General features: G+C 74.3%; 4 protein-coding genes and 1 pseudogene. 1 reads left to right on the top strand and 4 read right to left on the bottom strand.

Annotated features, from left to right (window positions below; genetic code table 11):
* A partial coding sequence (locus DKL51_RS01335) for an MFS transporter (protein ID WP_148097699.1) occupies nucleotides 1–781 on the bottom strand: 781 nt, incomplete at its 3' end.
* Nucleotides 782–944: 163 nt separating this feature from the next.
* Here DKL51_RS01335 and DKL51_RS01330 point away from each other — a divergent pair.
* The gene (locus DKL51_RS01330; RefSeq protein ID WP_109946725.1) at nucleotides 945–1,157 is read left to right on the top strand and encodes a hypothetical protein; all 213 of its coding nucleotides are present in this window, start codon (nucleotides 945–947) and stop codon (nucleotides 1,155–1,157) included.
* Here the strand turns inward: DKL51_RS01330 and DKL51_RS01325 are convergent.
* The 3 genes and pseudogenes from DKL51_RS01325 to DKL51_RS01315 form a co-directional block, all read right to left on the bottom strand.
* Nucleotides 1,154–1,603 (bottom strand): hypothetical protein, encoded by a 450-nt coding sequence (locus DKL51_RS01325; protein WP_109946726.1) that lies wholly within the window; start codon nucleotides 1,601–1,603, stop codon nucleotides 1,154–1,156. The genes DKL51_RS01330 and DKL51_RS01325 overlap by 4 nt on opposite strands.
* A 604-nt stretch (nucleotides 1,604–2,207) precedes the next feature.
* Nucleotides 2,208–2,780 (bottom strand): annotated as a pseudogene (locus tag DKL51_RS36850) (DUF4350 domain-containing protein); the annotation flags it as partial.
* Nucleotides 2,781–2,893: 113 nt separating this feature from the next.
* Nucleotides 2,894–3,145 carry a DUF4129 domain-containing protein gene (locus tag DKL51_RS01315; protein ID WP_260428335.1) on the bottom strand — a complete coding sequence of 84 codons (252 nt, stop codon included), beginning with the start codon at nucleotides 3,143–3,145 and terminating at the stop codon, nucleotides 2,894–2,896.
* Nucleotides 3,146–3,267 lie beyond the last annotated feature (122 nt).

The raw sequence follows: 3,267 nt of genomic DNA, 5'->3' as shown, positions 1-3,267 counted from the left end.
CGGTGAGCAGCAGGAACGCCCACAGCCCGGTGGCCACCTCGATGGCCACGTACACCGCGAAGGCGGCCGCGCCGAGCCAGACCGCCGGCAGCCGCAGGGTCTCCGCGATCCGGGCCGTCCGCGCGTTCCGGTCCGGGGTCGAGGTCTCCGCCGGTCCGCCGGGCACCATCGCCGGTGCGACCGGGTCGGGCGGTACGGCCAGACCGGCGGCGCGCCGGTCACGCCAGGCCCGCACGGTGAGTGCGAACGCCGTGGCGAGCGCGAGCTGCGCCGTGGCCACGATGCCGTACCCCCAGCGCCAGGCCAGTCCCGCGCTGAGCGCGCCGGTCATGATCAGCGGGCCGATCGCGACGCCGAGACCGAAGAAGGCGTGCATCCAGTTCATGTGCCGCGGGCCGAACGCCCCGGCGGCGTACGCGTTGAGCCCCGAGTCGATCGCGCCGGAGCCGAGCCCGAGCAGCAGCGCGCAGCCGGTCATCAGGGCGAGCGCGGGGGTCAGCGCGTACCCGGTGAGGGCCAGGCTGGCCAGCAGCGTGCTGCCGGCCAGCAACCACCCGACGCCGAGCCGGGCCAGCGTGAAGCCGGCCAGCACGCTGGAGGTGAGGTAGCCGATGGTCCCCGCCGTGAGCACCACGCCCACCGCCTCGGTCGGTACGCCGAGGTCGGCCCGGATCGACGGCCAGCCGACCCCGATCAGCCCGTCGGGCAGCCCGAGGCTGACGAAGGCGAGGTAGGCCAGCAGGAGCAGGGAGGCCCGGGGCGGGGTGGGGGCGGTGGACACGACCGACCATCCTGCCCTACCAGACGGCGAACTCGGACGGTGAGAAACGCCTCACCCGAAACGATAAAAAGTGAGGTCCGGACGGGTCGAGAAAACGGACAGCCCATTCAGAATCGGCCGAACGGGTGACGGCAAGGTGGGGGTGTCGCGTAAGACTTTCGGAATGCAACAGGGCTCCGGGATCCTCACCCCACGTCAGCGTCGCCTCGCCTGGCTCGGCTTCCTGCTCGCCGCCATCCAGGCACCGGTCGCCGCGAAACTCGTCGCCGACGACTCCTGGCTGTTCAGCCTCTGCGTCGCGCTGATGGTGGCGACCGTGATCATCGCCGATGACGCCACCCGCCGCCGGCCGGCGGGCGCCCGCTCCTCCGACTAGTCCTCCGTGCCGGGGCGCGCCTCGTGCCCCGGCCGCGCCGGGGTGCGGCGGCGCTCCTTCATCTCCGCCTCGTAGAGGTGCCGCCGGCCGCCGACCAGCTCGTCGCGGGCCTGCCGGTCCAGCTCCCGGAAGAGCGCGTAGTACCCGTCGTCGAAGTCCTCGACGATCTGGAACGTCCAGCGTCCGGCGATCACGTTGCGACCGAGCAGGTCGGTCCCGATCCGGTCAGCGATCGGGTCGTGCCCGGCGGCCAGGAACAGGTCGATCGCCTCGTCCAGCATCAGGTCGGCGTGGCCGATGAGCTGGTGCAGCGAGTAGAGGTGCCCGCGGGCGCGTTCGACCGTCTCCAAGGCCTCGCTGAGCTTGCCCAGCGCCGCGACCGTGTCGTCCGTCACGCCGGCCGGCCGCCGGTGCCGCTCGTCGGGCCCGTCCTCGTGCTGTCCCATTCCGTTCCTCCACGGGTCGCCTGCGCCGGTTCGCGCCGTTTCCCTTCTGCCCGGTCCCGTCCGGGTCAATCCCCGGGTAGGAGCCCGGACGACGCGAGGACGACCCGATACTCGTCCGGTCGGCTGAGGTCGACCCGGTCACGGCTTGGTTAGCCTCGGTCCCCATGCGTGTGCCGTACAACCGGGTCACCGTCCGCTCCGCCGTGGGCTCGGCGGAGCGGACGGTGACCGGCAACGGCTCGGGCACCGGGGGGCCGAGCCGGCGGGCCCGCCAGAGCACCACGAGCAGGCCCGCCAGGGCGAGCTGGACGAGCAGCGCCCAGAACCAGACCGGGAAGGCGGCCCAGAGCGGGTTCTGGGGCGGCGTCTCGCCCTCCGCCTCGTCGTCCGTGGAGCGGTTGTCGCCGCCCTGCTGTGCTGGGCCACCGCTCTCCGGGTCGTCGTCGTTCTGCCAATCATTCGAGCCGTAGTCGGAGCCGGAGCCGGAGCCGGGGGTCGGGGACCAGGCCGGTTCGCCGTCGGGGCCGGTGCCGTAGGTCGGTGCGGGTGCCGGGCCGTCCAGGTCCAGCCAGATCACCGGGCGCGGGCCGCTGAGCAGGCCGGTGGCGAGGGCCAGGTTGCCCAGCTCGCCGATCCGGTCGTTGCGGAACGGGTCGCTGGCCCCGATCGCCACCAGTTCGGTCTGCCCCGGCGCCCGGATCAGCCCGCCGGCGTAGCAACGGCTGAGGACGGATGCCTGGCCGGGCGAGGTCGCGTACCGCTGCCGGTCGGCGGCGGCCGTGCCCGCGACGTCGGCTTCGGGCAGCGGGCAGCGGTGCCCGTCGGCGTCCGGTGCGGTGGCCCGGGTGGCCCAGCGACGTTCGGTCGGCACCACCGGTGCCCCCAGACCCTCCAGCACCCGCCGGGACGGGTCGACGAGCACCAGGCGGCTGCCGGCGGGCAGCTCCGCCAGGGCGCCGACGGTGTCCGGGTGGACCAGCTCCGGGGCCGGGACGAAGAGGGTGGCCGGGCCGGACCCGGTGGCGGCCAGCGCCCGGAGGGTGTCGGTCTCCCGCCGTACGGGCACACCCTTCCCGCGCAGCGCCTCGGCCAGCCGGCTGCCCCCGTCGTCGTCGGTGGCGATCGGGGAGAGGAAGCCCCGGTCGCCCGGGTCCGGCTGGTCGACCGCGTGAGCCACCAGGGTGACCACGATCAGCACGAGGGCGACCCCGAACGGGATCAACACCCGGTGCCGGCGGCGGGGTCGACGGGATGGCGCCTGGATCGGGCTCTTCGCCTCGACGGTGCTGGTCACGGTCGGTCACCCGCCTCGGGGTCGCCGGCCAGCTCCCGCTGCAGGTCGGCGACGAGCTCGCGCATCCGCCGGTCGTGCTCCGGGCGAGCCGGGCGCTGGGCGTACCAGAGGTCGGAGAAGATCGTCCCGGCGGCGTGCAGGGGCGGGTGCACCGGGGGTCGGGTACGGGCCGCCGCCGCGGTCAGCTCGGCGACGGTCATCCCGGGGCGGTGCTCGATCACCCGGCGGGCGACCAGTTCGCGGATCATGTCGCGCAGCCGCTCCCGGACGGCCTCGGCGTACCGGCCCTCGGCGGCGAGCCGGTCGGCGAGGGAGGCGTACGCGGTGGCGGGCGGCTCCGACTACGGCTCGAATGATTGGCAGAACGACG

It is taken from the genome of Micromonospora globispora (assembly GCF_003857015.1).
Classification (GTDB): Bacteria; Actinomycetota; Actinomycetes; order Mycobacteriales; family Micromonosporaceae; genus Micromonospora; species Micromonospora globispora.
Note: the sequence above shows the minus strand (reverse complement) of the source record. Positions and strands in the feature narration are given on the sequence as shown.